The organism is Comamonas suwonensis (assembly GCF_012844455.2).
GTDB lineage: Bacteria > Pseudomonadota > Gammaproteobacteria > Burkholderiales > Burkholderiaceae_C > Comamonas > Comamonas suwonensis.
On record NZ_JABBCQ020000007.1, the window covers coordinates 162,018 to 184,026 of the forward strand.

Below are 22,009 nucleotides of genomic sequence, written 5' to 3' on the forward strand. Positions count from 1 at the left end.
TGCCTGCAAACGGCAAAACCAAGGGGTACGGCGAGGCATGAATGTCGTTTGTAGCACCCGTCAAAAAAAACTCTAGAACCTAGGAGACAGAGATGAAGTTTGTGACAGCAAAGACTCCGCTCGCAGTGGCAGTGGGTTTGTTGGTGGCAACGTCGGTATGGGCGAAGGTACCGGCTAGCGAAGCAGAACAGCTGGGCAAAGAGCTGACTTGTGTTGGTGCGATCAAAGCCGGCAACAAAGAAGGCACTATCCCTGAGTTCACTGGCAAGTGGCTGGGCGCTCCAGCGGGCGTGGCGCATGTCCAGGCGAGCGGCAAGCATCCTGTCGACATCTATGCGGGCGAGAAGCCAATTCTCGTGATTACCGCCGAGAACATGGATAAGTACGCTGACAAGCTCAGTGATGGCCAAAAAGCCATGTTCAAGAAGTACCCCAAGACCATGCAAATTCCGGTCTACAAGGGACACCGTGATTTCCGCTATACCGACGAGACTTGCGCCATCTTGAAGAAGAATGCGCTGGAGTCCGAAGTCGCTGCAGATGGCCTGAGCATCAAGGGCACTTTTGGTGCCATCAACTTCCCGATTCCTAAGACGGGCCAGGAAGTGATCTGGAACAACCTGCTGCCCACACGTGCCTACACGGAAACGATTATTCGCGACATGGCCAATGTGCTGTCCGACGGCAGCATGAGCTTCGGCCGCATGGGCAACCGCAATCTGGACATGGTGAATATGCCGGAGAAGCTGGGCACGCCAGTGGAAGGTCCAATGGCCTACAGCACCACCCGAGGCATGCTGCCCGAGCGTGAAAAAGGCGGCGTTACCAACTCCGTAGAACCCACCAATTTTGGCAAGGACAAGCGTCTGGCCTGGAGCTATGACCCCGGTACACGTCGCGTGCGTCAGGTGCCCGAGTACGGCTTTGATCAGCCCATGACCGGCACCGGCGGCAAGATGACGATTGACTCTGATCGTCTGTTCAATGGCTCGCCTGAGCGCTACAACTGGAAGCTGTTGGGCAAGAAGGAGATGTATATCCCCGCCAACAACTTCAAGATTCACCAGGCGACTGTGAAGTACGCAGACCTGCTCAAGCCTGGTCACGCCAACCCAGAGTTCATGCGCTATGAGCTGCGCCGCGTATGGGCTGTGGAAGGCACGCTGAAGGAAGGCTTCCGCCACCTCTATGGCAAGCGCGTTCTGTTTGTAGATGAGGACACCGGTCAGGCCGTGGCTTCCGATATGTATGACGCACGAGGTCAGCTCTGGCAGCAGGCCCTCATCAACTACTACTACTCGTTCGATATCAAGGCTTGGCACGCAGGTACGTCCTTCTATCACGACCTGAATTCGGGCGGATACATGGGCTACAACTTGTTCCAGGAGCGCCCTCTGGGTCCCATCCTGAACAAGGGTGATCTGACTCCCGCCATGTTCACGCCCGAAGCCGCGCGCAACGCTGGTAACTAAGTTTTATCAACGAGCAATTCACTATGAAAAACAATATAAAGAAACTCACCCCCATTGCCGTGGCTGCGCTGCTGTCTCTGGGTATGGGTGCTGTTCACGCGGGGGAGACCATTGAGCTGGGCGATGGCGTCAAGTTCGACTGGCGTCTGAACATGAGCTATGGCTTGGGTGTGCGTTTGGAGAATCCATCCCCGGTTCTGAATACCGACGGTAACAACAACTTCAAGAAGGGCTCCCTCACTGCGAATCGTCTGGGTGCTGTCTGGGAAAGCAAACTGTCCAAGGGCGACAGCGGCTTTGTGCTGAATGCCAGCACTTTCTATGACGACGTGTATCACGGCAGCAATGACAACAAGAGCCGTTTCATCAGCACGCCGGGTCCCGTCAATGAGTTCAACTCGGCGGCCAAGCGTTACGGTGGTGGCTACTCACGTCTGCTGGATACCTATGCCTACACCAGCTTTAACCTGGGTGAAAGCCGCGCTACCGTTCGACTGGGTAAGCAGGTCGTGAACTGGGGTGAGTCCAATCTGTTTGCCAATATCGCTTCGGCTCAAGGCCCTAGCGATGCGGCCAAGGCAGCCTCTCCTGGTGCTGAAGTCAAGGAAATCCTGCTGCCGGAAGATCAGATTTCGGCTTCTCTGGAAGTGAACCCCAAGCTGTCGCTGCTGGCGCATTATCAGTTTGGTTTCCATGAAACCCTGCTGCCTGCACCTGGCATGTACACCAGCACCAGCAATGCCTTGGGTCCAGGTGCATCCTGCCTGGGCGTCTACATGGGGGCGAACTGTGCAGGTCTTAAGCGTGGTAACGATATTCGCCCCAGCAGCACTGGTCAGTGGGGCGTTGGTGGTCGCTTCCGCGTCACCGATGAAACCGAAGTCGGTCTCTACTACCTGAACTACAACGATCGCACGCCATCTCTGGTGGTGAACATGAATGGCCGTACTCCTACGGGCTATCAGGTGCGTTATTTCGATGACATCCATATGGTGGGTGCAACAGCCAGCTCCACCTTCGGCAAGTTCTCCGGCTATACCGAAGTCAGCTATCGCAAGGGTACGCCTGTGCTCAATGGCTCTGGGACGCCTGTGCGTGGTGATGTGGTGCAGGGTAACGTGGGCGGTATCTTCAATATCGGCCGTACAGCGATTGCAGACGACATGTCTTTGCTGGCTGAAGTTTCGGGTTCGCGTGTGATGAGCGTGGCTGATGGCAGCAGTGTCGACAACCTGAACTTCAAGACTCGCAATTCGCTGGTGGCTGGTGCAACTTTGACACTGAGCTACCCCGGTGTTTTTGAAGGCTGGGATCTGAACATTCCTATCAGCTACCAGTCGCAACTGCGTGGTCGCGCTCTGGTCGGCACCTTCGGTGGTGGCCAAAGCGACAGCCGTCTGAGCCTGGGTGCAACGTTTGTGCGCAAGAGCAATCTCGCGATCAGCGTTGCCTACATCAACTACCTGGGCAATCCATCTACGGATGCTCTGCGCGCACGTCCTCTGGCAGACCGCGATCAGCTGTCCGTCACAGCCAAGTACTCGTTCTAAGCACTGCGACGAGCCAACCCCACAAAAGCCCGGCTCTCCGGGCTTTTGTGTTTGAACGGGGATGTAAACAAATGCACATTCTGACAAAGACAATTGCCATGCCCCTGGGGGCTGTTGCTCTGAGCCTCTTGAGTTCGGCGGCTTGGGCTCAACACATGTTCGATGCTTTGCCTCCGTTGCCAAGAGTCGCTCCTTTGATGCCACCCACGGAACTGCGCAGCGAGACGCAGGGTGAAATTCGTTTCAAATCCAGCAGCCCATATGACCTTGATGTGTTGCTCAATCAGCCTGCCAAGGCAGAAGCGACGATGGGTATGGGCAAGCTGTTTTTGCCCAAGGGAGCCAGCGAGAAAAAACAGGTGCCAGCCATGGTGGTCCTGCCTGGTAGCGCTGGAGCCATTCCCGGACGTGAGAACGAAACTGCGCAGATGCTGGCAGACAACGGCATTGCTGCGCTGCTGGTGGATAACTTCAAGCCGCGTGGCATCAGCGAGGAGATGCCTTATGCCCTCAAGATCATGGGCACCTCCGAGTTCGATGCCGTGGCCGATGCTTACGCAGCGCTCAAGGCATTGAACAAACACCCTGCCATTGATGGCTGGCGCATTGGGGTGATGGGATTTTCCAAAGGCGGGATCGCGGCGCGTATGAGCATGGACGCACGTATTCGCGACAAATTGGCACCTTTTATTCAGCCTTTTGCCATGCATGTGGACTTTTACGGTCCTTGCTACGCGCTGCTGCAGTCACAAAAAACTACGGGCTCGCCGCTGCTCAGCTTCAGAGCAGGAGAGGATGCATCGAACGACCTTGTTGCCTGTGCCCAGCAGGAAGCCATTTTGCGTAAAGCAGGCTCTGATGTCAGCACGGTGGTCTACGCCAAGGCAGGCCATGACTGGGAAAGTGACAAACCGCGCGAGATGACGAGCCGCCCCTACCTGGCGGGTTGCACGATTGAGTTCAATGACAAGTACTTTCCGGTCTTGAACGGTCAGCCATTGATTCCTGCAGGTGCTCAGCCTGATCGTCAGACCCGCTACCAGATTCGGGTGCAAAGCGGCAAGGCGCTGGGCGACTGCGTCAAGGTTGGTTATATCGCTGGTCGTGATGAGTCCGCTCGTAGCCTGGGGAGCAAGCAGTTGCTGCAGTTTCTCAAGGCACGGTTTGAGATGTAGCGCTTTCTGAACTCTGCAAAGGCCAGCTTAAAGCTGGCTTTTTTATGCCAGATAAGCCGTTGGCGCTTATTTGATAAGCGCAGGCAGCTATGCATTTAGTAGTCCAGTTGGAAGTTGGAGGACATGAAAAAAGCCGCACAGCGAGCTGTGCGGCCTGATCGTTGATGGAAGTTTTCAGGACTTGGGTGCAGGCTGGAGCACTGAGCGATCACCAATCTCCAGCAGCATGGTCATGCTGCGCTTTTGAATGCGCCAGCCTTGCGGCAGCTGCAGCCATTCGTCTTCATAAAAGCCAATGGCGTCATAGCGCAGATGAGCGCGCTCACCCAGCCCTTGATGCACTGCGCGCACCTGCATTTTGCTGCGCGGGCGGGCCGGGTTGCTGGCATCCACTTCCAGGTTGCCCAGCAGGTGCTGGGTGGGGCCGCAGCCGTCGAGGTGTGTGCTGATCATATGGCGGACCCCGGCCACACCTTCGCAGGTGTAGCCGCCGCCATAGATTGTGGTGCAGTCAGGTGTGAAAACCTGCTGCAGCAAGTCCCAGTTGCGTGTGTCGCATGCCGTGGCATAGCGAGTCAGGGTCTGGGCCAGAGCATGCTCGAGAAGAAGCTGCTCCAGCGTGCTTGCTGCAGTCCTCATCACAGTTTTCCGTTCACGGACGACTGGGGCTCGGGCTTGAGCATGCCGCCCGCATGGCTGATGCCACCTGTGCTGCTGGGGCTGGCTGCGGCTTTTGTGCCTTGCTGCTTTTGCATGCGCTTGGCGCGGGCCTTGGCTTCAGCCGGGCCCACATTCAGCCAGGCCGCCATGGCGGGCAGCAGGAAGATGGCTCCCAGCATGTTCACCAGGAACATGAAGGCCAGCAAGATACCCATGTCGGCCTGGAACTTCAGAGCCGAGAAGGCCCAGGTACCCACGCCAATCGACATGGTCAGCGCTGTAAAGATGGCGGCATTGCCGCGCTGGCGCATGGCCTCATAGAAAGCCTCGCGTAGCGAGATGTCGCGCTCGCGCAGCTCGTGCTGCATGCTCTCGAACAGGTAGATGCCGTAATCCACGCCCACACCCACACCCAGTGCGACCACGGGCAGCGTAGGAACCTTCAGGCCAATGCCCAGCATGGCCATCAAGGCATTGCAGAGAATGGAGACGATGGCCAGAGGCACGACGATGCACAGCACGGCACGCCAGCTGCGGAAGGTCAACCAGCACAGCAGTGTGATGGCGCCGAAGATGGAGCCCAGCATTTGCACTTCAGCGTGCTCAACAGCCTCATTGGTCGCGACGGCCACACCGGCGTTGCCGCCAGCCAGCAGGAACTTGACGTTCGGCGTCTTGTCCGCGGCGATGAAGTCACGCACTTCATTGACCACATGGGTCAGTGTCGCGCCTTCGTGGTTCTTCAGGAAGACCTGCAGGTTGATGACCTTGCAGCCTTCGGTGTTCAGACCCAGATCAGGCGAGAGTGCTTTGGCACCGGAGCGCAAAGACGCTTCCGTGCGCTGCAGAGCAGCCCAGCGGGGATTGCCTTCGTTGTTGCTGGATGCTGCAATCTTGGCCAGGCCGGAGACAGTAGAGACCGATTGAACGCCATCCACGCGGCGCATGCGGGCGTCAAAACGCTCGACGGCATTCATCACCTGCCAGTTCAGGCAGCTTTCTTCGAGGTTGGAGGTTTCCACGAAGACCGACAGCACATCCATACCAATGGAGTAGTTGCTGATGATGTTGTCGTTGTCGCGGTTGTAGCGCGATTCGGCGCGCAACTCGGGAGCGCCAGTGCCCACGTCACCTGTCAGCAGATTTCGAGACTCGTAAGTGCCCACGGCCAGCAGCACCAGCGACACCGCCAGCGTCAGCAGAGCGGGGCGCGATTCGGCCAGACCCGACAGCTTCCACCAGATGGGGTTGCGGCCGTTGGATGTCGAAGAGGGCGCTTGCATCGCCTTCTTTTCCAGACGCAGATTGGCCAGCACCGCAGGCAGGAAAACCTTGTTGGTGATGATCATCAGCAGCACGCCCATGCAGGCGGTCAGGCCCAGTTCATGCACGATGGGGATGTCGATCAGCATGATGACCATGAACCCCAGGGCGTTGGTCAGCAGCGCCAGTGCACCGGGAATGGCCAGCTTGCGAATTGCGTTCTCGGCGGCGAGCTTGGAGCTCAAGCCGGCGCGCACATCATGCTTCCATGCACCTGTCATCTGCACCGCGTGCGAGACGCCGATGGAGAAGATCAGGAAGGGCACCAGAATCGACATGGGGTCGATGCCGTAACCAATCAGCGGCAAGATACCCAGCAGCCAGATCACGGGCAGCAAGGCCACAGCCAGGCCCACCACGGTGAGGTTGGTGGACTTGGTGTACATGCGCAGCATGATGGTGGTGATCACGAACGCGATGGCGAAGAACGTCATCACTGTGCTCAGGCCGTCCATCACATCACCCAATACCTTGGAGAACCCAATGATGTGGATGGAGATGTCCTTGCTTTCAAACTTGCTGCGAATCTCTTCGAGTCGCTGGGCGACCTGGTGATAGTCCAGCTTTTCGCCGGTCTTGGGATCCACTTCCAGCAAGTCGGCGCGCACCATGGCGGACTTCAGGTCGTTGCTGACCAGCGAGCCAATCTGGCCGGACTTGGCCACGTTGGAGCGCACCTTGGCAAGACCTTCCTCGTTGGCTTCAAAGCGAGAGGGAATCAGCACCTCGCCCACATAGCCTACTTCGGTGATCTCGATGTACTTCACATTCGGGGTGTACAGCGAATACACCTGGCCGCGATTCACACCGGGGGTGAAGAACACCTCGTCCGTCACACCGCGCAGCGCATCCAGAAATTCCTTGTTGTAGATGTCGCCCTGCTGGCCCTTCCACTCCACGCTCACCAGAATGCGGTTGGCACCCGAGAAGGTGCTGGCGTGCTTGAGGAAAGCCGTCATGTAGTCATGACGCATGGGAATCAGCTTGTTGAAGCCGGGGTCCAGATGGGTGCGCGTGGCAGAAATGGCCAGCAGTACCGTGGCAATCAGCGTCAGAACGACGATGGATTTGCTCCACGAAATCAGCCAGCGCGCGGTCGCTGCAATCATCCGGTCCAGTCGGCTGGTGGGTTCGCTCAAAGTCATTGTTTCGCTCCTTGGTCAGCGGATGCGGCTGCCTTGGCCTGAGATGGAGGGAAGGGCTGCAAGCCTGCGTCGCTGGAAATCCAACCGCTGTCAGGGCCGGTCAGCACGATGTCGGTCAGGGTTGCGCGGCCTTTGGCGCGCTGCAGCGTGAAAGTCTTACCGCCGTCCTTGCTCATGCCCAGCATGCTGCCCTGGCCGACGAGAACAATGGTTCCGTCTTTTTCCTGGGCGTGGCCGAAGAAGGAGATGGGGGCCTGAATCGTGGACTTGATCCACTGCTCGCCTGGTGCGGTCTGCACAAATGCGTTGCCGCGCATGCCGTAGATCAGCCAGCCACCTTCGCGGGTAGACATGGCGTTGTAGAAGGAGCCGTTGTAGAACTCGGGCTCAATTTGCCATGTCTCGCCAGAGTCCGTGGACTTGATGACTAGGCCGCGCTCGCCCACGATCAGCCAGTTCTTGCCATCTTCAGTGCTGGCAATGCGGTTCATGTGTTTGTCTTCGACTTCGGCAGGCAGCGTCAGCGGCCCCCAGGTCTGGCCGTTGTCCTTGGAGGTGATGGCGCGGCCAAAAGCGCCGACGCTGATCCAGTCACCTGAAGGCAGGCGTGCAATCGACATCAGCGGCTCGCCGTTTTCTTTGGAGAAAGCGACTTCCTCCCAGGTGCTGCCAGCATCCTTGGTACGCAGCATCCAGCCTTCGTGACCCACGGCAAAACCGGTTTTCTTGTCGGGTGCGAAAGCAATGCTGACGAGCAGGGCCTGGCGGTCCTGGCTGAGCTTGGCAGAGGTCCAGGTCACGCCTTTATCGTCAGAGTAGAGGATTCCACCCAGAGCACCGGCGGCCAGCAGCCTGTCGCCCACCTGAGTGACGGTGTTGAAGTGGCTGCGCTCAACGCCAATCGTTGTGGGGGCCAGTGGGGGTGGGGTGCGAGGTGCAAAGGCGAGCGCAGAGGCAAAGGCCACCAATGCTGCTGCGCCGATACCGACGGCTGTTTTCACGTTGTCTCCTTATTGATTCATTACACGCATGTGCATGTATTGCAAACACCAGGGCAGGTTCTTGATTTGGGGCTTTGGCAACATCGTCCGAATGGACGTTTGCTCTGAGAATTAGGGGTATGTACTGGGCCGGTTTTTTAGTCTCTACAGACGATGGATTCAGTCCGCTTCATTCCGACAATGAATGAACACTTTCTTGGTAAGGGAGATATATGGGTTTGCAAGGAAAAGCGGCGCTGGTAGGCGTTGCACAGTACAAACCGGAGAAATACGCGACAGCGCCACGCATGTTCCATCTGGAACAGGTTGCGGATCTGACGCTGCAGGCTCTGGAGGACGCGGGCATGGAGTTGTCCGAGGTCGATGGTCTGATCACCAGCGCCCCGCACTTTCATGAAGCCAGTTGCTTTGTGCCTGCCATGGCGGGTGAATACCTGGGCGTGCGTCTGAACTTTGCCGAGGTCGTGGATCTGGGCGGAGCCAGCTCCGTCGCCATGGTGTGGCGTGCAGCCGCAGCGATTGAGCTGGGCCTGTGCAACACCGTGGTCTGCGTGCTGCCATCGCGCATGGCACCGATTTCTGAGCATGACGACCACATCAAGGAAGTCATGAAGGCCAGCCGTTTTGGCGGCCACAGCACCCGCTTTGGTGCGCCTGAAGCCGAGATGGACCTGCCTTATGGCCATATGGCCCAGAACACCGGCTACGCCATGATTGCCCAGCGCTATGGTGCGGTGTATGGCTACGATGCAGCGGCGCTTGCGCGCATCAGTGTGGATCAGCGCTTCAACGCCTGCCACAACCCCAACGCCATGTTCTACGGCCAGCCCATCACAGTGGATGATGTGCTGAACTCGCGCATGGTGGCCGAGCCTCTGCGCGTGCTGGAAATCGTGCTGCCCGCCGCAGGTGGTGGTGCCATGATCGTCACCCGCGCGGACCGCGCCAAGACGACCAAGCACCGCCCCGTCAGCATCGTTGGCTGCGGCGAGCATGTCAGCAGCAAGTCGCCCACGTACATGGCCGACATGCTTAAAACACCCATCGGCCCAGCATCTGCCAAGGCATTCGAGATGGCGGGCATGCGACCTTCCGACATGCACATGGCGCAGATCTATGACTGCTACACGATCACCGTGATGCTGTCGCTGGAAGATGCGGGCTTTTGCGAAAAGGGCAAGGGCATGGACTTCCTGCGCAACAACGACTTCACCTTCAAGGGCAACTTCCCCATGAACACCCACGGCGGTCAGCTGAGCTTCGGCCAGTCCGGCACAGCGGGCGGTATGTCGCAAGTGATTGAAGCGGTGCACCAGATTCAGGGCCGAGCAGGCGACAGACAGCTGGGTCGCAACGATCTGGCCTATGTGTCCGGCACCGGTGGTGTGATGAGCGAGCAGGGCGCCTTGATCCTGCGGGGAGCATAAGAACATGGCCTGGAACAAACCTCTGCCCCATCCCACGGAAATTTCTGCACCGTACTGGGAAGGCCTCAAATCCCATGAAGTCCGCATTCAGCAATGCGATCGCGGACATTCATTGTTTTTCCCCCGCACCCATTGCCCCACCTGCGGATCCCGCTCCTTGAAGTGGAGCAAGGTCTCCGGCGAAGGTACGCTGTACAGCTTCACCATTGCGCGCATTCCCACCATGCCCGAGTTCACGGACGAGATGCCTCAGGCACTGGCTGTGGTTGAGCTGAAAGAAGGCGTTCGCATCAACACCACCATGGTGGGTGTCGATCCTGAAGCGCTGAAGGTTGGCATGGCGGTGCGCCCCGTGTTTGACGACCGTCCCGGTGAGATTACGCTGCTGCGCTTTACCGACAAGGCGGGCAGTCATCCTTCGGTCATCAAGGCCGAAGAAGAGGCTGCATCGGCCGCCGCTGCCGTGGAGGAAAACGCGGCACCCAAGCGCAAGATTTCCGTCAAGGACATCGATGCCATGAAGTCGCTGGTCTCAGAGGAATACAGTCCCTGGTCCAACGAGTTCACCGTAAGCCAGGAAGTCATCAATGACTTCGCCAAGCTCTCGGGCGATGACTACTGGATTCACACCGACCCCGTGCAAGCGCGTGAGAAGAGCCCGTTTGGCACCACCATCGCCCATGGCGCTCTGGTTCAGGTGCTGGCCAGCCAGCTTCAGATCCCGCTGGACTACGAGGTGGTTGATTTCAACAACATGGTCAACTACGGTTCGGATCGTCTGCGCTTCCCATCGCCTGTTCCCTCTGGCTGCAAGATTCGCGCCCGTGCGCGTATCAAGGCGGTTGAGCAAGTCAAGAGCGGGGTGCAGGCCACCATGGAAATCAACGTCCATGTGGTCGGCCAGGACCGCCCTGCGGTCATCAATGATCTGGTGATTCTGTACATGTAATCTGCGCGAGCAGAACGACAGCGAAAGACCGACATGGGCGCGACCTTCAAACCTCAAAATGTGGTCGCGCTCATGCTGGCGGCCAGTCTGGCCTCCACCATTGGTGGCCTGCCGTTCAATACGTTGCCAGTGCTGCTGGGTAGCCTGGCTGACAGCTTTCATCTGCCGCCTGAGCAGGTGGGCCTGCTGGGCTCCATCTGCTTTGGCGGCTATCTGCTGGGAACGCTGGGCGCGCCCGTCTGGATGAACCGGCTCAACTGGCGCTGGCTGACGGTGGTGGGTGCCATGGGTACGGCGCTGTGCTTTGCGCTCAGCGCCATGGTGCAGGCCTTGCCGCTGCTGTATGTCAGCTGGGCTTGTACCGGCTTTTTTGCGTCGACCATGACTTGCCTGGGCATGCGGATGCTTTCCGATTTGCCCAACAAGGAACGCGCCTTTGGCGTGCGTCAGGGGGTGGAGCTTTCGGTGACGGCGGCGGTGCTGTTTGCGCTGCCGCCGCTGCTGATTGCCCGCTTTCAGTATGCAGGTGCCGCCTGGGCCTTGGCAGCGCTGGTGCTGCTGCTGGGACTCTCCGTCTTCTGGGTACCAAGTGGGGCACACGCCCGTTCAACACTCTTAACCGATGCGCTGACCATTCAGCCTCATCGCACGCCTGTGAAAGCCTGGTGGGCGCTGGCCGTGCTGTGGCTGTTTCTGGTCGGCAATGTCGGTCTGTGGGCGTTTCTGGAGCGCATTGGTGTCCACCTGTCTGTCAGTGCGACGGACATGGGGGTGGTCTTTGCCGTGCTCAAGCTGCTGGGCAGCGTGGCGGCTTTCTGCATTGCCGGAGTGGGGGCGCGCTGGTCGCTGGCGAGGGGGCTGAGTGTGACCTTGCTGGGCCTGATGGGCGGGCTGGGTCTGCTGGCATCCGCCACGGGTTTTGGCTTTTATGCCGCCGGTGCTTGGCTATGGGAGTTTGCCTTTACCTGCGGCTGCGTTCTACAGACGGCTCATATTGCGCGTATCGACCCTTCGGGGCGCGCCATTGTGCTGGTGCCGGGTGCGTTTGCACTGGCTTCCATGGTGGGGCCGGGTGTGGCGGGCAAGCTCATGGGGGCGCAGGGAATTGAGCCTGTGCTGTGGTTCGCACTGGCTTCCAGCGTGGTACCTGTCCTCCATTTGCTGCTGAGTAAAAAATCACGGTTAAATCAGCTTTTGGTGCACGCTGGATAAGCGCTAGTAGCTACAGATTTCATAGTTTCCTCTTGCTAGGCGCCTGTCAATGACAGGCGCTTTTCATTGCCGGACAGTTAAAGCTTAGGGGTTGAACCTTAGGTAAATACCTGTTCGTTGAAATGGACGATGTTGCATTTCTTGCGCTGGCGATACTGCAAGCAAATAGGGCGTTAGAAGCTCAAGACGTTAACGCTGGCATAGCAAAGGAGACGACGATGAAAAAGCCTTCTCAACTGATGAACAGGGTACGGCTTCTAGGGCTTGGCTTGGCAGCGCTGGCGCTGTCTCTGCCTGCCACGAATCTGCAGCAAAACGCAGCCGCTGCTGCGCAGGCTGATTCGCAAGTCAAGCTGCCTGCCGGCATCAGCATGGCCAGCGCACATAAGTCCTGGCAAACCGTTTTGGCATCCCGCTATTGAGTTTCGAGCTGGTCCCTGCGCTGGGGACTAGCCGGTCTGCTTTTCGCTCTCTTTTATCCCTCTCTTCGCTTCTTGCACTTCTCCATGTAAAAGGTTCCGTCGCCGCCCTAGGCCGCCACTGAACACGAACTCATTGAGGAAGTGAGAGCCCGAGGAAAACGGCTTGAACCGCGCAGCTACTTCGCTGGCGCATTGTGGTCAGAGCCGTGTCTTTCATCATGTCTTCCTGATCGCCAACCATGGCTCAGCGGCCCCGTTCCAACGCGCGCGGCTTGGGCTTCCGCTCGCTTGGAAAACAGCACGAGGCAACCCGGCATGTCGACCTCGCGCTGAAACAGCACTGTGTGGCCTCCGCATGATTTTTGAGCTTCCAAAGCTGCCTACAAGACTTCTATTTTTCCATGATTTCTGTACTGTAAAGTACAGGTAAATGAGAGTCATTCTCGACTATGATTCACGCGCTTTCGCACAGCACATAGGTTGTAGCCAATTGATGCCGTAGTCACTGTTTCGGTAGATACCCGCCAAGCCGCATTAAAAACTTCATATAACGAGGCATTTATGGCATTAAGGTATTCACCGCTGGCCGCGGCATTGGGGCTGGCTTTTTCTGGCGCAGCGTGGGCGCAGCAAGCATCGGAAGTGACACTGGGGGAGGTGCAGGTTCGCAGCGATCGCCAGCTCGATCCCAGCTACAACCCGCCTACGGCAACGAGCGCAACCAAGATTGAGGCACCGCTGCGCGATATCCCTCAGACCGTGAATCTGGTGCCGCAGAGCCTGCTGCGTGATCAGGTCGCGCAGTCCATGCAAGATGCCCTCAAAGCCGTGCCTGGCGTGGGCCTGTCTCATGGCGATGGTCAGCGCGATCAGGTCACCATTCGCGGCTTCTCAGCCATTGCCGATCAGTTTGTGGATGGTTTGCGCGATGACGCGCTGTACTTCAGGGACTTGTCCAATATTGAGCAGATTGAAGTGCTCAAAGGCCCTGCGTCGGTGCTCTATGGGCGTGGCTCATCGGGCGGATTGATCAACCGCATCACCAAGAAGCCGGGAGGCAACTTCAGCGAAGTGGGTCTGACACTTGGGCGCTGGAACCAGCGCCGGGGCGAGTTCGACCTGGCCCGTGCACCAGAGGGCGGTGTGGTGTCTTATCGCCTGACCGGCGCCGTCGAGCGCGCCGACAGCTATCGTGACCAGCAGTTTCTGGATCGCAAGGCAATGGCCGCATCAGTGTTGATCAAACCCAGCGCCGACACCAGTGTGCTGCTGCAGGCCGACTATCTCAAAGACAGCCGGTTGACGGATTTCGGTATACCCGCATATCAGGGCAGGCCCGTCAACGTGGCCCCGGGCACCTATTACGGCGCGGCGAATGCCAGGGATGTGGATGTGAGCAGAGCCGAGGTGGCATCGCTGGGTGCGACCTTGAATCACCGTATCAGCGACAGCTTGTCGCTGCGCAATGCATTCCGCTACTACGACTATTCGCTGGAAAGAAGCAACACGCTGGTCGGTTCGGTCAATGAGAAGGCGATGACTGCATCGCTGACCCGGGGTGATCTGCAGCGTGACGAAAGCGGCTTCTTCAATCAGACCGAGCTGACGCAAAAGCTGGAGCTGGCGGGGATGAAGCATCAGCTGCTGTATGGCTTTGAATTCGGTCGCCAGAGCAAGGAGCTGATCTCATACAGCCGGGCCAATGTGGCGACCGTCTCGCTCTTGAATCCGGTGCTGCCAACCCTGCCGCGGCGCATTGATGGCAAGCCTTCGGCAGACAATCAAAGCGTCTTCAAGGTGGCCAGCGTATACCTGCAGGACTTGGTCACCATTACCCCACAGTGGAAGGCTCTGGCGGGCGTGCGTTACGACCGTTTCCAGCAGGACACGCATGAGCGCCAGCCCGGCAAGCCGGATCTGGGTCGCACGGACACAGCCTGGAGCCCGCGCATCGGTCTGGTCTATCAGCCATCGTCTGCGTGGTCTTACTATGCTTCGTGGAGCAAGTCCTTCCAGCCCTCGGGTGAAACCTTTGCGCTGGCTGCGAGCAATGCGCAACTGGCACCGGAGAAGACGACCAGCCAGGAGGTTGGTGTCAAGTGGGATCTGCCGGATGGCAAGGCGTCGGTCACAGCTTCGCTGTTCAAGCTGGAGCGCACCAATATCAAGAGCACCGACCCCACAACCAATACCGTTGTGCCTCTGGGTGTACAGCGCACCAATGGCTTGGAGCTGACCTTTGCGGGTGAAATTGTGCCCTCCTGGCAGATCTGGGCAGGCTATGCCTTCCTTGACGGTGAAATGACGACATCGCCAGCTGTTGATGCAGGCCAGCCCGTGCAGGGCAAGCGTCCCACGCTGACCGCCAAGCACAGTGCCAACCTTTGGCTAACCAAAGCGCTGGGTCACGGCTTTGGTCTGGGCGGGGGGCTGAACTATGTGGGGGCCCGGTTTGCCAATCCAGGTAACACTGTGACCTTGCCTGGCTACGTGACGGTGGATGCCATGGCCTACTACCGCATGGGTGTCTGGGATGTACAGCTCAAGCTCAACAACCTGCTGGATCGCCGCTATATCGTCGCCGGTCATGGCAGCTCGCCCAACCTCAACCTGCCAGGTGCGCCGCGCTCTGCCCAGGTTGTGGCGCGCTATCGCTTCTAAAAAATGAGCGCTATACGTCCATCGATAAAGGCGGAACCGGGGATGAGCGGTGAACCGATCACGCCGCGACCGGCAAAGTCCGGTGGCGGACATTTGTTTGTTCCGGCGCGCTGGCATCGGCCGGTCGTTCTCAAATGGCTGCGCCGCGTCCATGCCTGGCTGGGTATCTGGGGTGCCGCTCTTGGCTTGTTGTTTGGCGCCACGGGCCTGCTGCTCAATCATCGGGCCACGATGAAGATACCCGGCCCTGCGTATGACAACACCCAGTGGCAGCTCAGTCTGGCGCAGCAGCCTGCAGATATTGATGCACTGGTGCGGCAATTGCAGCAGGAGCTGGGGATTAGCAAACCACCGCATCAGAAAAAGGTGGAGGCCTCAGGCCCCACACCCTGGCCCGGTGCCAGGCAGCCTGAGCGCTGGCAGATTGCCTTTGCTGTCCCAAAGGCCACGGTCAATGCAGAATATTGGGTGGGCAACCAGTCGGTATCGAGCAAGCGCATGGACCCCAATTTGCTGGCCAAGCTGAACCGGCTGCACATGGCAACCGGTGCATCTGCGGCCTGGATCTTGCTCACAGACACCCTGGCCGGTGCCTTGATTGCACTGTCGTTGACGGGCATCTTGCTCTGGACGAAGTTGCATGGCTGTCGCTTATTGGCTTTGGGTATTGGGGGAAGCAGTCTTGGACTTTTGTTGTTGCTTGGCTTCACAGCTTGAGTTGCCATGGAATGTGGGGTGCTGATGCTCCATAAAAAAAGGTTCAGTGGCCGTCCCAAGCAGCCACTGAACCCGAATCCAAAGTGGAAATGAGAACCTGAAGAAAACGGCTTAGGCCGTGACAGCCGCCTTGCGGTTGCGAACCATGGTCAGGGCCGTGTCTTCAATCATGTCTTCCTGACCGCCCACCATGCCGCGGCGGCCCAGCTCCAGCAGCAGCTCGCGCGCGGGAATGCCGTACTTGGCTTCAGCGCGCTTGGCAAACAGCAGGAAACTGCCATACACGCCAGCGTAGCCCAGTGTCAGCGCATCGCGGTCGATGCGGATGGGGAAGTCCATCAGCGGGACCACCAGGTCTTCGGCGACGTCCTGGATTTTGAACACGTCCACGCCGGTTTCAATGCCCATGCGGGCGCACACGGCAATCAGCACTTCCATGGGGGTGTTGCCGGCACCAGCGCCCAGGCCGGCGGCTGCCGCGTCGATGCGGTTGGCACCGACTTCGATCGCAGCCAGTGAGTTGGCAATGCCCATCGCCATGTTGTGGTGACCATGGAAGCCCAGCTCGGTCTCCGCATTCAGTGCCTGGCGCACGGCAGACAGGCGCTCTTTTACGTCGTCAGGCAGCATATAGCCGGCCGAGTCGGTGATGTAGATGCAGTTGGCACCGTAGCTTTCCATCAGCTTGGCCTGCTTGACCAGACCTTCGGCGCTGTTCATGTGCGCCATCATCAAAAAGCCCACCGTGTCCATGCCCATCTTGCGGGCCATGGAAATGTGCTGCTCGGACACATCGGCCTCGGTGCAATGGGTGGCCACGCGGATGGTGGAGACGCCGAGGTCGTAGGCCATCTTCAGGTGGTCGACGGTACCGATGCCGGGCAGCAGCAGGGCGGACACTTTGGCCTGCTTCATGAGCGGGATGACGGCACCCAGATACTCTTCGTCGGTGTGGGAGGGGAAGCCGTAATTGACGGAGCTGCCGCCCAGACCGTCACCGTGGGTGACTTCGATCAGGGGCACGCCAGCTGCATCGAGACCGCAGGCCACGGTTTTCATTTGTTCCAGCGAGATGAGGTGGCGCTTGGGGTGCATGCCGTCGCGCAGCGTCATGTCATGAACGGTGATTTTCTTACCTTTGAGGGACATGTTCTTCTCCTAGATCAGGCTGCAACAGCGACTTCAGCGGGCTCAAAGCGGCCAGCCAGGATTTCTTCAGCAAACATCTCAGCCGTGCGCGCGGCAGCGGCGGTCATGATGTCCAGGTTGCCGGCGTACTTGGGCAGGTAGTCGCCCAGGCCTTCGACTTCCATGTAGATGGAGACGCGGTTGCCGTCGATGACCGGGCCGTTGACCAGCTTGTAGCCGGGCACGTACTTCTGCACTTGCTTGATCATGTCCTGCACGGATGCTTCGATCTCGGCAACCTTGGGTGTGTCCACCGTCAGGCAGTGAATGGTGTCGCGCATGATGAGCGGCGGCTCTGCCGGGTTGATCACGATGATGGCCTTGCCTTTTTGGGCGCCACCAATCTTCTCCACGGCACCGGCTGTGGTGCGCGTGAACTCGTCAATGTTCTTGCGGGTACCGGGGCCTACCGACTTGCTGGACACCGTCGCCACGATTTCGCCATAGCTCACGGCTTGCACGCGCGAGACCGCTGCGACCATGGGGATGGTGGCCTGGCCGCCGCAGGTGACCATGTTCACGTTCATGGCCTTTTCAGCCACCTTCTCGGCCAGATTCACGCTGGGCACGCAGTAGGGGCCGATGGCCGCAGGTGTCAGGTCGATCATCAGCACGCCCAGTTCGTTGAGCTTGCGGCTGTTTTCAGCGTGGACATAGGCGCTGGTAGCGTCAAAGGCGATCTGGATGCCGTCTTCCTTGACGAAGGGCAGCAGGCCATCCACGCCATCAGCCGTGGTCTTGATGCCCATTTCGCGGGCGCGCTTCAGGCCATCAGATTCGGGGTCGATACCGACCATCCACACAGGCTCCAGAATGGAGGAGCGCTGCAGTTTCATGAGCAGATCGGTGCCGATGTTGCCGGGACCGATCAGTGCGCACTTGATTTTCTTTTGCGTCATGGTGTCTTACTCCGTGAATTGAATGGAACAGGTGCCCATGCCTTCGATGACCATGTCGAAACGGTCGCCGGCAGAGGCAGGCACGAGAGGGGCGAGAGAGCCGGAGAGAATCACTTCGCCAGCCTTGAACGGAATGCCGAAAGCGCCCAGGGTGTTGGCCAGCCAGGCCACCGCTTCAGCCGGGTGGCCTTGCACCGCGCTGCCCAGGCCAGCACCTGCAGGCTGGCCGTTCTTGGTCATTTGCATGGAGGCTGCGGCCAGGTCCAGCGAAGCCGGGTCAGTGTGCTGCTTGCCGATGACGAATACGCCGCAAGAGGCGTTATCGGCCACGGTGTCCTGAATCTTGATCTTCCAGTCATTGATGCGTGAATCAACAATTTCGAAGCAGGGTGCGACCCATTTGGTAGCGGCCAGAACGTCTTCCTTGGTCACGCCCGGGCCTTGCAGGTCCTTCTTGAGCATGAAAGCGATTTCGCCTTCGGCGCGGGGCTGGATGAGGCCGGAGGCTTTGAGCGAGACGGCGGCTCCGTCCTCGAACTGCATGCTGTCGGTGAGAAAGCCAAAGTCGGGCTGGAATACACCCAGCATGTCCTGCACGGGCTTGGACGTGACGCCGATTTTCTTGCCAATCAGGCGCTCGCCCGATGCTTCACGCAGGCGCAGCATGTGCAGGGAGATGTGATAAGCGTCTTCCACCGTCATTTCGGGGTGGCTGTCGGTCAGCGGAGCCAGGGTCTTGGCGGTGCGCAGCGCGTCATATAGGCGCTGGCCTTGGGCTTCAATAAATTGCTTGTCGCTCATGATGGATCAGCCGTTTTGCATGAAGTCGATGCAGGTGCGGTTGAACATATTGCGGTGCTCAACCTGTACCCAGTGACCGCACTGGTTGACCAGAACGATGCGGCAGTTCTTGATGCCGTTTGCCAACTTTTCAGCGCCGCCCACAGGGTTGAAGGCATCTTGCATGCCCCAGAAGCCCAGCACATTGCACTTCAGATCGGGCAGTTGTTCGGTCATGTTGGGGATATACAGGCGCTGGCGCGACGCGTCGGTCTGTGTGAGTGCAATAGGGGCGCGCTCGTTGATGATCTCGTCGGTCAGCAGCGATTGGTCCACCACCTGCATGCTCATCACGGCGCGCATGGCTTCGGGACCAGTCTTGCCGGACTTGTAGATGTTGAACATATTGGTAATGCCGGGCATGGCCATATAGGCTTCAAACTCTTCCACGCCGCCGGGGGCCATCAGGATCAGGCTCTTGACGTCTTCAGGGTACTTGAGCGCATAGCCCAGTGCCACGGCTCCGCCCAGCGAGTTGCCCAACAAGGTGATGTTCTTCAGGCCCAGCTTGTCGACCAGACCCTTGACGCCAGCGATGAAGAAATCCATGTCGTACTGCTTGGGCTCTTCGGTCTTGGAAGACAGTCCATAGCCCAGCAGATCAGGAACGATGGAGCGGAATCCCGCCTTGGCAAACTCGGGGTAGTTGCCCTTGAAGTTGCTGTAGCCGCTGGCACCACCGCCTGCGCCGTGCAAAAAGATGACGGGATCACCCGAGCCTTGCTCGTGATAGTGCACGCGCTGGGGCTGGCCGGCCACATTGCCGATGTCCACATATTTGCCTTCGGGGATGGAAAAAGTGCTCATCTCTGTTCTTTATGGTTGGAGTGGATTGGCGAAGGCTGTCTCCGGCCTTCGGCTGAAAAATGGGCATTCAGGCCTTGGCTTGCCAGAGTTTGGGCAGACCAGGGTCGGTGGCGGTGATCGCTTTCTTGAGCAGATTGCGCAGCGTGGCTGCTTCCATCTCGCCCAGGCTTTCGATCAGATCGGTCTCTACCGCCTTGGCCGCGGCCAGCACATGCAAGATGGCTGTGTTGCCTTGCGCCGTCAGCTGCAGTGACTCAGCGCGACCACGGCTTTCTTCCACCCAGCCTTTGCTGATGAGGGATTGCAGTGCCACGGTGCCAATGTCAGTGCCTGTGTAGGCCATGTGCGAGGCGATCTCGGCAGGCGACTGAGGTTGCTGGATGCTGAGCAGGGAGAGCACGTAAAAATCAGCATCCGTCATACCGTAGGCCGCCATGGGCTTGCGCAGGCCGCTTAAGAATTGGAAGTGAGCACGGCCCATCAGATAGCCGATGAGATTCTCTGAATACGCGGCATTGGTATCGGCTGCAGGCTCGCTGGCCACAGCACTGGCCATGCGCGATGCCAGTGCGTAGCCACCGGTCACATACAACAGAGGCGGGTGCGGATTGGAGTCGTAGCCAGTCACTTCGCCCACAAAAATGATGTGGTCGCCGCCGTCGTACTGGAAGGCTGTCTTGCACTGAAAGCGCGCGCTGCAGTCTTGCAGCAGAGGGGCATGTGCTTCTTCTGAGTCCAGTGGCAGGCCCGAGAACTTGTCTTCGCCGGCTCGGGCAAAGCGGTTGGACAGGGCTTCTTGCTCGTTAGAGAGAATGTGCACATTCCAGGTCTGAGCGCTCTGGAATACGGGCAGGCTACGTGCGTTCTTGGCCAGACTCCACAGAACCATGGGCGGCTCCAGCGAAACCGAATTGAAGCTGTTGGCGGTGATTCCTACAGGCTCGCCATTTTCGGCACGGGTGGTGACGATGGTGACCCCTGTGCCGAACATGCCCAGGGTGCGGCGGAAGTCTTTGGGGTCGAAGGTTGCTGTAGTACTTTGCATGGGGTGAATGTCTCCTTGCTCCAAGAGTGCTGGCTATGGGCAATTTTTGAATCCTTCACATGGACTAGCAGAGGTAAACAGGTCTTGGTGTTTGTCCTAGGGTTCTGTTTTTTGCTGTGCTGAACCCGCTTGGAGTGGAGCGGTTTTGTGCATGTTTACTCGTTAGTCTGATCGGACGATGAATGGGAATTTGCATGGTGAGAGCATTCCTGTCATAGGCAAAAAGGCCTTGCCCACCACACCACAAGCCGTCCGGTGGAGCGGCAACTGGAGACCTGAATGAACACAATGACAGACAACTACCTCACCCCCGATGCGCTGGCCGTGATCGAGCGTGCCAAGGCGCTGGCACCCAAGCTGGCCGCTCGCGCACAGCAAGCAGATCGCGAAGGTAAGATCAGCGACGAAACCGTTCAGCAGATGGCCGAGGCGGGTCTGTTCCGTGTGCTGCAACCCAAGCGCTGGGGTGGCTATGAAATGGACCCGCGCGTTTTCTACAGCGTGCAGATGGAGCTGGCCAAAGGCTGTATGTCCACTGCCTGGATTTATGGGGTGGTCGGTGTGCACCCCTGGCAGCTGGGTCTGTTCCCCGCTCAGGCGCAGGAGGATGTCTGGGGCAAGGACAGCGGCGTGCGCATTGCCTCGACCTATATGCCTACCGGCAAGGCAGAGCCTGTGGACGGTGGTTTCAAGTTCAATGGCCGCTGGAGCTTCTCCACTGGCTCCAAGCATTGCGACTGGCTGTTCCTGGGCGGACTGCTGCCCAAGCGCGATGGCACCCCCGGCTTTGAGCATGTGACCTTCCTGCTGCCCAAGAGCGACTACCGCATTGAAGACAACTGGGATGTGCTGGGCCTGCGCGGCACTGGCAGTCACGACATTGTGGTGGAAGACGCATTCGTGCCTGCGCACCGCATTCAGTACACCAATGACCACAGCGATGCGGGTTGCCCTGGTCGCGTGGAAAACACCAGCTGGCTGTTCCGCATTCCCTTCACCCATGTATTCCAGCGTGCCGTGTCAACGGCTTGCCTGGGCGCGCTGGAAGGCACGATTGCCTCGTTCACCGAGCGTGCCACGGCACACGTGGGCAAGCATGGCAACAAGATGGCCGAAGACGTGAATGCGCAGACTGCGGTGACGGAAGCTGCCATTGCCCTGGACCAGCTGAAGCTGGTGCTGTTCCGCAACTATGCACGCATCGTGGACGCTGCCAAGACCGGTATTCAGCTGTCGCTGGAAGAACGCCTGCTGCAGCGTGCCCAGGCTTCCTATGTGCCTAAGCTCACCGGCTATCACGTCAACGAGATGATGCGTGCCTGCGCCGCCAGCGGTACCTTCAAGAGCAACCCCATTGAGCGCGTGTTCCGAGACATCCATCAGGGCCGTACCCACATCGCCAACAATACGGATGCCTATGTGCGTGCCTATGGGTCGCATGTGCTGGGCATTCCTAATCAGGAACCTTTCGTCTGAATCTGATCAGCTGAAACTGCGGCAGTCGTCCATAGAGGCC

At 58.7% G+C, this 22,009-nt stretch carries 18 protein-coding genes; 10 read left to right on the top strand and 8 right to left on the bottom strand.

The genetic code is table 11. The annotated features are described in order from the left end of the window. The first annotated feature begins 92 nt into the window (after positions 1-92). The 3 genes from HF327_RS10000 to HF327_RS10010 all read left to right on the top strand — a co-directional run bounded on the left by HF327_RS10000 (position 93) and on the right by HF327_RS10010 (position 4,197). Positions 93-1,472: a DUF1329 domain-containing protein gene (locus HF327_RS10000; RefSeq protein WP_169108076.1), complete on the top strand. Its 1,380-nt coding sequence runs from the start codon at positions 93-95 to the stop codon at positions 1,470-1,472. Positions 1,473-1,495: 23 nt separating this feature from the next. Then, on the top strand, positions 1,496-3,022 hold the full coding sequence (locus HF327_RS10005; protein WP_169108077.1) for a DUF1302 domain-containing protein: 1,527 nt from the start codon (positions 1,496-1,498) through the stop codon (positions 3,020-3,022). 197 nt (positions 3,023-3,219) lie between these two features. Next, positions 3,220-4,197, top strand: coding sequence for a dienelactone hydrolase family protein (locus HF327_RS10010; protein ID WP_236024127.1), 978 nt, complete (start codon positions 3,220-3,222; stop codon positions 4,195-4,197). A gap of 174 nt (positions 4,198-4,371) precedes the next feature. On the opposite strand, the gene HF327_RS10015 is transcribed toward HF327_RS10010, so the two are convergent. Genes HF327_RS10015 through HF327_RS10025 form a run of 3 tightly spaced genes read right to left on the bottom strand, consistent with a single transcriptional unit; the run spans position 4,372 to position 8,326 of the window. Continuing rightward, positions 4,372-4,836 (bottom strand): nuclear transport factor 2 family protein, encoded by a 465-nt coding sequence (locus HF327_RS10015; protein ID WP_169108078.1) that lies wholly within the window; start codon positions 4,834-4,836, stop codon positions 4,372-4,374. Beyond that, positions 4,836-7,325, bottom strand: a complete 2,490-nt coding sequence (locus HF327_RS10020; RefSeq protein WP_169108079.1) for an efflux RND transporter permease subunit — start codon at positions 7,323-7,325, stop codon at positions 4,836-4,838. Before HF327_RS10020 ends, HF327_RS10015 begins: the two co-directional genes overlap by 1 nt. Beyond that, a complete protein-coding gene (locus tag HF327_RS10025; RefSeq protein ID WP_169108080.1) occupies positions 7,322-8,326 on the bottom strand; it encodes a WD40/YVTN/BNR-like repeat-containing protein in 1,005 nt (334 codons plus the stop codon). Before HF327_RS10025 ends, HF327_RS10020 begins: the two co-directional genes overlap by 4 nt. A gap of 212 nt (positions 8,327-8,538) precedes the next feature. Here HF327_RS10025 and HF327_RS10030 point away from each other — a divergent pair, with 212 nt between their 5' ends. The 6 genes from HF327_RS10030 (at position 8,539) to HF327_RS10055 (ending at position 15,714) form a co-directional block, all read left to right on the top strand. Further along, complete coding sequence (locus tag HF327_RS10030) at positions 8,539-9,753, top strand: thiolase family protein (RefSeq protein WP_169108081.1); 1,215 nt, start codon at positions 8,539-8,541, stop codon at positions 9,751-9,753. Positions 9,754-9,757: 4 nt separating this feature from the next. Next, positions 9,758-10,702 (top strand): bifunctional OB-fold nucleic acid binding domain-containing protein/MaoC family dehydratase, encoded by a 945-nt coding sequence (locus HF327_RS10035; RefSeq protein ID WP_169108082.1) that lies wholly within the window; start codon positions 9,758-9,760, stop codon positions 10,700-10,702. A 33-nt stretch (positions 10,703-10,735) separates the two neighbouring features. Next, positions 10,736-11,914: an MFS transporter gene (locus HF327_RS10040; RefSeq protein WP_169108083.1), complete on the top strand. Its 1,179-nt coding sequence runs from the start codon at positions 10,736-10,738 to the stop codon at positions 11,912-11,914. Between the two features lie 218 nt (positions 11,915-12,132). Continuing rightward, on the top strand, positions 12,133-12,336 hold the full coding sequence (locus HF327_RS10045; protein WP_169108142.1) for a hypothetical protein: 204 nt from the start codon (positions 12,133-12,135) through the stop codon (positions 12,334-12,336). Positions 12,337-12,897: 561 nt separating this feature from the next. After that, positions 12,898-14,997, top strand: coding sequence for a TonB-dependent receptor (locus tag HF327_RS10050; protein ID WP_169108084.1), 2,100 nt, complete (start codon positions 12,898-12,900; stop codon positions 14,995-14,997). A 42-nt stretch (positions 14,998-15,039) separates the two neighbouring features. Then, positions 15,040-15,714, top strand: coding sequence for a PepSY-associated TM helix domain-containing protein (locus tag HF327_RS10055; protein ID WP_169108085.1), 675 nt, complete (start codon positions 15,040-15,042; stop codon positions 15,712-15,714). 111 nt (positions 15,715-15,825) lie between these two features. On the opposite strand, the gene tesG is transcribed toward HF327_RS10055, so the two are convergent. From tesG to HF327_RS10080, 5 genes are all read right to left on the bottom strand, one after another. Then, a complete protein-coding gene (gene tesG, locus HF327_RS10060; protein WP_169108086.1) occupies positions 15,826-16,863 on the bottom strand; it encodes a 4-hydroxy-2-oxovalerate aldolase TesG in 1,038 nt (345 codons plus the stop codon). 14 nt (positions 16,864-16,877) lie between these two features. Beyond that, positions 16,878-17,801: an acetaldehyde dehydrogenase TesF gene (tesF, locus tag HF327_RS10065; RefSeq protein WP_169108087.1), complete on the bottom strand. Its 924-nt coding sequence runs from the start codon at positions 17,799-17,801 to the stop codon at positions 16,878-16,880. Between the two features lie 6 nt (positions 17,802-17,807). Next, positions 17,808-18,602 carry a fumarylacetoacetate hydrolase family protein gene (locus HF327_RS10070; protein WP_169108088.1) on the bottom strand — a complete coding sequence of 265 codons (795 nt, stop codon included), beginning with the start codon at positions 18,600-18,602 and terminating at the stop codon, positions 17,808-17,810. Between the two features lie 6 nt (positions 18,603-18,608). Beyond that, a complete protein-coding gene (locus tag HF327_RS10075; protein WP_169108089.1) occupies positions 18,609-19,448 on the bottom strand; it encodes an alpha/beta fold hydrolase in 840 nt (279 codons plus the stop codon). Positions 19,449-19,515: 67 nt separating this feature from the next. After that, the gene (locus HF327_RS10080) at positions 19,516-20,493 is read right to left on the bottom strand and encodes a flavin reductase (protein ID WP_169108090.1); all 978 of its coding nucleotides are present in this window, start codon (positions 20,491-20,493) and stop codon (positions 19,516-19,518) included. A 288-nt stretch (positions 20,494-20,781) separates the two neighbouring features. Between HF327_RS10080 and HF327_RS10085 the strand changes: the two genes are divergently transcribed. Beyond that, positions 20,782-21,969 carry an acyl-CoA dehydrogenase family protein gene (locus tag HF327_RS10085; RefSeq protein ID WP_169108143.1) on the top strand — a complete coding sequence of 396 codons (1,188 nt, stop codon included), beginning with the start codon at positions 20,782-20,784 and terminating at the stop codon, positions 21,967-21,969. Positions 21,970-22,009: the final 40 nt, after the last annotated feature.

Coding starts and splice junctions, on each gene's coding strand:
- tesF (WP_169108087.1), bottom strand. CDS start 17,801: ATGACGCAAAAGAAAATCAAGTGCGCACTGATCGGTCCCGGCAACATC.
- HF327_RS10080 (WP_169108090.1), bottom strand. CDS start 20,493: ATGCAAAGTACTACAGCAACCTTCGACCCCAAAGACTTCCGCCGCACC.
- tesG (WP_169108086.1), bottom strand. CDS start 16,863: ATGTCCCTCAAAGGTAAGAAAATCACCGTTCATGACATGACGCTGCGC.
- HF327_RS10045 (WP_169108142.1), top strand. CDS start 12,133: ATGAAAAAGCCTTCTCAACTGATGAACAGGGTACGGCTTCTAGGGCTT.
- HF327_RS10040 (WP_169108083.1), top strand. CDS start 10,736: ATGGGCGCGACCTTCAAACCTCAAAATGTGGTCGCGCTCATGCTGGCG.
- HF327_RS10055 (WP_169108085.1), top strand. CDS start 15,040: ATGAGCGGTGAACCGATCACGCCGCGACCGGCAAAGTCCGGTGGCGGA.
- HF327_RS10085 (WP_169108143.1), top strand. CDS start 20,782: ATGACAGACAACTACCTCACCCCCGATGCGCTGGCCGTGATCGAGCGT.
- HF327_RS10010 (WP_236024127.1), top strand. CDS start 3,220: ATGCCACCCACGGAACTGCGCAGCGAGACGCAGGGTGAAATTCGTTTC.
- HF327_RS10015 (WP_169108078.1), bottom strand. CDS start 4,836: ATGAGGACTGCAGCAAGCACGCTGGAGCAGCTTCTTCTCGAGCATGCT.
- HF327_RS10020 (WP_169108079.1), bottom strand. CDS start 7,325: ATGACTTTGAGCGAACCCACCAGCCGACTGGACCGGATGATTGCAGCG.
- HF327_RS10030 (WP_169108081.1), top strand. CDS start 8,539: ATGGGTTTGCAAGGAAAAGCGGCGCTGGTAGGCGTTGCACAGTACAAA.
- HF327_RS10050 (WP_169108084.1), top strand. CDS start 12,898: ATGGCATTAAGGTATTCACCGCTGGCCGCGGCATTGGGGCTGGCTTTT.
- HF327_RS10005 (WP_169108077.1), top strand. CDS start 1,496: ATGAAAAACAATATAAAGAAACTCACCCCCATTGCCGTGGCTGCGCTG.
- HF327_RS10075 (WP_169108089.1), bottom strand. CDS start 19,448: ATGAGCACTTTTTCCATCCCCGAAGGCAAATATGTGGACATCGGCAAT.
- HF327_RS10070 (WP_169108088.1), bottom strand. CDS start 18,602: ATGAGCGACAAGCAATTTATTGAAGCCCAAGGCCAGCGCCTATATGAC.
- HF327_RS10035 (WP_169108082.1), top strand. CDS start 9,758: ATGGCCTGGAACAAACCTCTGCCCCATCCCACGGAAATTTCTGCACCG.
- HF327_RS10000 (WP_169108076.1), top strand. CDS start 93: ATGAAGTTTGTGACAGCAAAGACTCCGCTCGCAGTGGCAGTGGGTTTG.